Below are 4,895 nucleotides of genomic sequence, written 5' to 3' on the forward strand. Positions count from 1 at the left end.
CGTCATGCCGTCATGCAAGCCTGCGAGGACGCGGGGGCTTCTTTCATTATTCGCCAGCAAAGCAAACATCCACGGTTGATTGAGGAAGGCGGCTGGCAAGAATCTGTGGCCATCGAATCCGCAACGGTGCGCGAGCAGATCATCGAACTCAAAGGTGGTCACCGCTGGCGCCGAGTTGAACTGAACCTACAGACACCTACTGACTCAGGCGACACKGTGATGTGGTTCTGGAGCAACTTGCCAGACACCGTCAGCGCCGGGCAGATCGCCGAGTTATACCGTCGTCGCTGGAGTATCGAAGGGATGTTCCAGCGCCTGGAGTCGGTGCTGGACAGTGAAATCGAAAGCCTTGGCGCTCCGCGGGCGGCGTTGCTGGGATTTGCTTCAGCGATCCTGGCCTACAACGTCCTGGCAGTGCTCAAGCGCAGCGTGGAACAGGCTCATCGCGAGACATTGCCCTCCGGTCGGCTTCGCTTCGACCTACATGCAATGAGTTCGACTGCGTCGAACGGCGCTGCGCGCCAATCCCCGGATGAACACCTCCACTCAGCCTGATGAGTGGTGAGAAGCGTCTGTGTACGCCGATCTGCCTTTGCTTTTCTGTGGGAGCGAGCTTGCTCGCGATAGCGGCTTGCCAGTCGACCAGATACCTCCCAGACGAACGAACCCAACAACCAGGCCGGCCGGTAGGCCGCCTCGGACGCTGTTGCGGTACACGCCCCCTCGTGAGGCCGAGAGGAGGTTCTGCGCAGTGGGCAACCCGGCATGGATGCCGGGTTAGCCGCCGCCGGCCATGGATGGCCGATGGCGGCGGGCCCACGGAGCAGGACCGGAGCGAGGGCATGCCGAGCCACGGCGAGGCACCGAATGTCAGGGGCAAGAGCGTTTGGTTACTTTGCGCTTTTCAAAGTGACCCGCTGTAAGAGCGGAACCGCCAGAGGCCGTTACCGCAGAAACGGATATGTACACTCAAAAAACAATCATCGCCTGACACAAAGCCATCGCGAGCAAGCTCGCTCCCACAGGTGGTCGTGACCGCAGCAATGGATATGTACACCAATCACCAATCACCCCACCTGATACCCACCATTCAGAACACCCCCCCATCCCCCCCGGTTAACAAAACATAACGTGGCGTCGATTGTCAGACATTAAAAAACACCGATAGGATAAGCCAGCTTCCGAAGGGGCTCTGGATTGCGGGTTTCAGGACTATGCTCTGAAACAGCCGGTCCAGACACGCACCCTTGCGGCGCCCAGAAAGGTTGAACGACCTAACAATAATAATGGGAGAAGGTCTATGAGTGAGCCTGTCATGGGTGTGGGTATCTGCCGCCCGCCGGCACTGCGCAAATTCGCGTTGCTGGCTACAGCGCTCTCGCTGTTGGGCTCTGCCATGCTGTCGGCACCTGCGCTGGCCGCAGCGGCGTCAGCATCCGACGTTGTTTATTCCATTGAATCCGCCAAGGCTGCCAAAAGCCTGATGCTCGATGTCGTCCACGCCGGCAAGCGCCTGGTGGCGGTCGGGGATCGTGGGCACATCCTGTATTCCGATGACCAGGGCGCGAACTGGACCCAGGCCAAGGTTCCGACCCGGGCCCTGCTGACGTCGGTGTTCTTTGTCGATGACAAGCACGGCTGGGCCGTCGGTCATGACGCGCAGATCCTCGCCAGCGAGGACGGCGGCGCGACCTGGACCAGGCAATTCGAAGATCTGAAACGCGAATCGCCGCTGCTCGATGTCTGGTTCAAGGACGTCAACAGCGGCTTTGCCGTGGGCGCTTACGGCTCGCTGATGGAAACCACCGACGGTGGCAAGCATTGGGAAGACGCCAGCGACCGCCTGGACAATGAAGACCAGTACCACCTGAACGCGATTGCCGCGGTCAAGGACGCCGGGCTGTTCATCGTCGGCGAGCAGGGCAGCATGTTCCGCTCCGCGGACTGGGGCCAGACCTGGGAAAAACTCGAAGGTCCGTACGAAGGCTCGCTGTTTGGCGTGATCGGTACGGCGCAGCCTAATACGCTGCTGGCCTACGGCTTGCGTGGCAACCTCTATCGCTCCACGGACTTCGGCACCACCTGGGAGCAAGTCGAGCTCAAGGCTGAACGCGGTGACCTGGAGTTCGGGCTGTCCGGCGGCACGCTGCTCGACGATGGTTCCATCGTGATCGTCGGCAACGGCGGCTCGGTGATTCGCAGCAGCGACGATGGCGAAACCTTCAAGGTGGTCAATCGTGCGGACCGTATTTCCGTCTCGGCAGTGACTGTGGCAGGCAATGGCAATCTGGTTCTGGCCGGGCAGGGCGGCGTTCGCGTCACTTCGCCTGACGGCACTGAGCTTGGCAAATAAAAAGCGGGCAAATGAGCCGGGTTAATAACAAGAAGGCGGAGCTATGACTTCCTTGAGTACTCATCACCAGGACAAGGCGACGTTCCTCGAGCGCCTGATCTTCAACAACCGCCCGGCAGTGATCACGATCTGCCTGCTGGTCAGTATTTTCCTGTTCTGGCAGGCGACGCTGATCCGTCCGTCCACCAGCTTCGAAAAAATGATCCCGCTGGAGCATCCCTTCATCCAGAAGATGATGGAGCACCGCAACGATCTGGCGAACCTGGGCAACACCGTGCGGATCTCGGTGGAAGCCACCAATGGCGACATCTTCTCCAAGGAGTACATGGAGACCCTGCGTCAGATCAACGATGAGGTGTTCTACATCTCCGGTGTCGACCGTTCCGGCCTCAAGTCGCTGTGGAGCCCGAGCGTACGCTGGACCGAAGTGACGGAAGAGGGCTTCGCTGGCGGTGAGGTGATCCCGCAGAGCTACAATGGCTCCCAAGCCAGCCTCGATTTGCTGCGCAACAACGTGCTCAAGTCCGGCCAGGTCGGGCGCCTGGTGTCCAACGATTTCAAGTCGAGCATCGTCGACATTCCGTTGCTGGAGTCCTTCCCGGACCCGCAGGACCAGGGCAAGTTGCTGGCGCTGGACTACCGCCAGTTCTCCCACGAGCTTGAAGACAAGATCCGCACCAAGTTCGAAGTACAGAACCCGAATGTGAAGATCCACATCGTCGGTTTCGCCAAGAAAGTCGGTGACCTGATCGATGGCCTGGTGATGGTGGTGATGTTCTTCGGTGTCGCCTTCGTCATCACCCTGATCCTCTTGCTGTGGTTCACCAACTGCCTGCGCAGTACCGTCGCGGTGTTGAGCACGACATTGGTGGCAGTGGTCTGGCAACTGGGGTTGATGCACTTCTTCGGCTTCGGGCTCGATCCTTACTCGATGCTGGTACCGTTCCTGATCTTCGCCATCGGTATTTCCCACGGCGTACAGAAAATCAACGGGATCGCCCTGCAATCGAGTGAGGCGGACAACGCCCTGACGGCGGCGCGTCGTACTTTCCGTCAGTTGTTCCTGCCGGGGATGATCGCAATCCTCGCCGATGCCGTGGGTTTCATCACGCTGCTGATCATCGATATCGGCGTGATCCGTGAACTGGCGATCGGCGCATCCATCGGTGTGGCGGTAATCGTGTTCACCAACCTGATCCTGCTGCCGGTGGCGATTTCCTATGTCGGCATCAGCAAGCGTGCGGTCGAACGCAGCAAAAAGGACGCGCATCGCGAACATCCGTTCTGGCGCCTGCTGGCGAATTTCGCCAGCGCCAAAGTCGCACCGGTGTCCATTCTGCTGGCGCTGATCGCCTTTGGCGGCGGTCTCTGGTACAGCCAGAACCTGAAAATCGGCGACCTCGACCAGGGTGCCCCGGAGTTGCGTCCGGACTCGCGCTACAACAAGGACAACAACTTCATCATCAATAACTACTCGACCAGTTCCGATGTGCTGGTGGTGATGGTCAAGACCAAGGCTGAAGGCTGCTCGCGCTACGAAGCCATGGCGCCGATCGACGAGCTGATGTGGAAGATGCAGAACACCGAAGGCGTGCAATCGGCGATTTCCCTGGTGACTGTGTCCAAGCAAATGATCAAGGGCATGAACGAAGGCAACCTGAAATGGGAAACCCTGTCGCGTAACCCTGATGTGCTGAACAACTCCATCGCCCGCGCTGACGGCCTGTACAACAACAGCTGTTCCCTGGCGCCAGTGTTGGTGTTCCTCAACGATCACAAGGCCGAAACCCTGGATCGTGCGGTGCATGCGGTGCAGGCGTTCGCCAAGGAAAACAACAAGGAAGGCCTGGAGTTCATCCTCGCTGCCGGTAACGCCGGGATCGAGGCGGCCACCAACGAGGTGATCAAGAAGTCCGAGCTGACCATCCTGATCCTGGTGTACATCTGCGTCGCGGTCATGTGCATGATCACCTTCCGTTCGTGGGCGGCGACCTTGTGCATCGTGCTGCCGCTGGTGCTGACGTCGGTACTCGGCAACGCCCTGATGGCCTTCATGGGCATCGGCGTGAAAGTGGCGACCCTGCCGGTCGTGGCGCTCGGGGTGGGGATCGGCGTGGACTACGGCATCTACATCTACAGCCGCCTGGAAAGCTTCCTGCGTGCCGGCCTGCCGCTGCAAGAAGCGTACTACCAGACGCTGAAGTCCACCGGTAAGGCGGTGCTGTTCACCGGTCTGTGCCTGGCCATCGGCGTGTGCACCTGGATCTTCTCGGCCATCAAATTCCAGGCCGACATGGGTCTGATGCTGACCTTCATGCTGTTGTGGAACATGTTCGGTGCGCTGTGGCTGTTGCCGGCACTGGCGCGGTTCCTGATCAAGCCGGAGAAACTGGCGGGGCAGAAGGGCAACTCGTTGTTCGCCCACTGATCGATCTCTGGAACAAAAAAGCCGCAACCTCAAGGTTGCGGCTTTTTTTGCTCGCTGGCTTTACATAAGTACCTGTGGGAGCGAGCTTGCTCGCGATAGCGGTGTATCAGTCAA

The 4,895-nt window shown here is 59.5% G+C and carries 2 protein-coding genes and 1 pseudogene; all 3 read left to right on the plus strand.

The annotated features are described in order from the left end of the window. Positions 1-459, plus strand: a pseudogene (locus tag AC1DU9_RS29425) (transposase); the annotation flags it as partial. 841 nt (positions 460-1,300) lie between these two features. After that, positions 1,301-2,353 (plus strand): WD40/YVTN/BNR-like repeat-containing protein, encoded by a 1,053-nt coding sequence (locus AC1DU9_RS29430; RefSeq protein ID WP_223463807.1) that lies wholly within the window; start codon positions 1,301-1,303, stop codon positions 2,351-2,353. 43 nt (positions 2,354-2,396) lie between these two features. Beyond that, positions 2,397-4,781, plus strand: coding sequence for an efflux RND transporter permease subunit (locus AC1DU9_RS29435; protein ID WP_223463806.1), 2,385 nt, complete (start codon positions 2,397-2,399; stop codon positions 4,779-4,781). Positions 4,782-4,895: the final 114 nt, after the last annotated feature.

The sequence above is a fragment of the Pseudomonas sp. P4_C1 genome (assembly GCF_056402155.1).

Excerpts from the sequence above, each read along its gene's own strand:
- AC1DU9_RS29430 (WP_223463807.1), top strand. The coding sequence starts at position 1,301 with ATGAGTGAGCCTGTCATGGGTGTGGGTATCTGCCGCCCGCCGGCACTG.
- AC1DU9_RS29435 (WP_223463806.1), top strand. The coding sequence starts at position 2,397 with ATGACTTCCTTGAGTACTCATCACCAGGACAAGGCGACGTTCCTCGAG.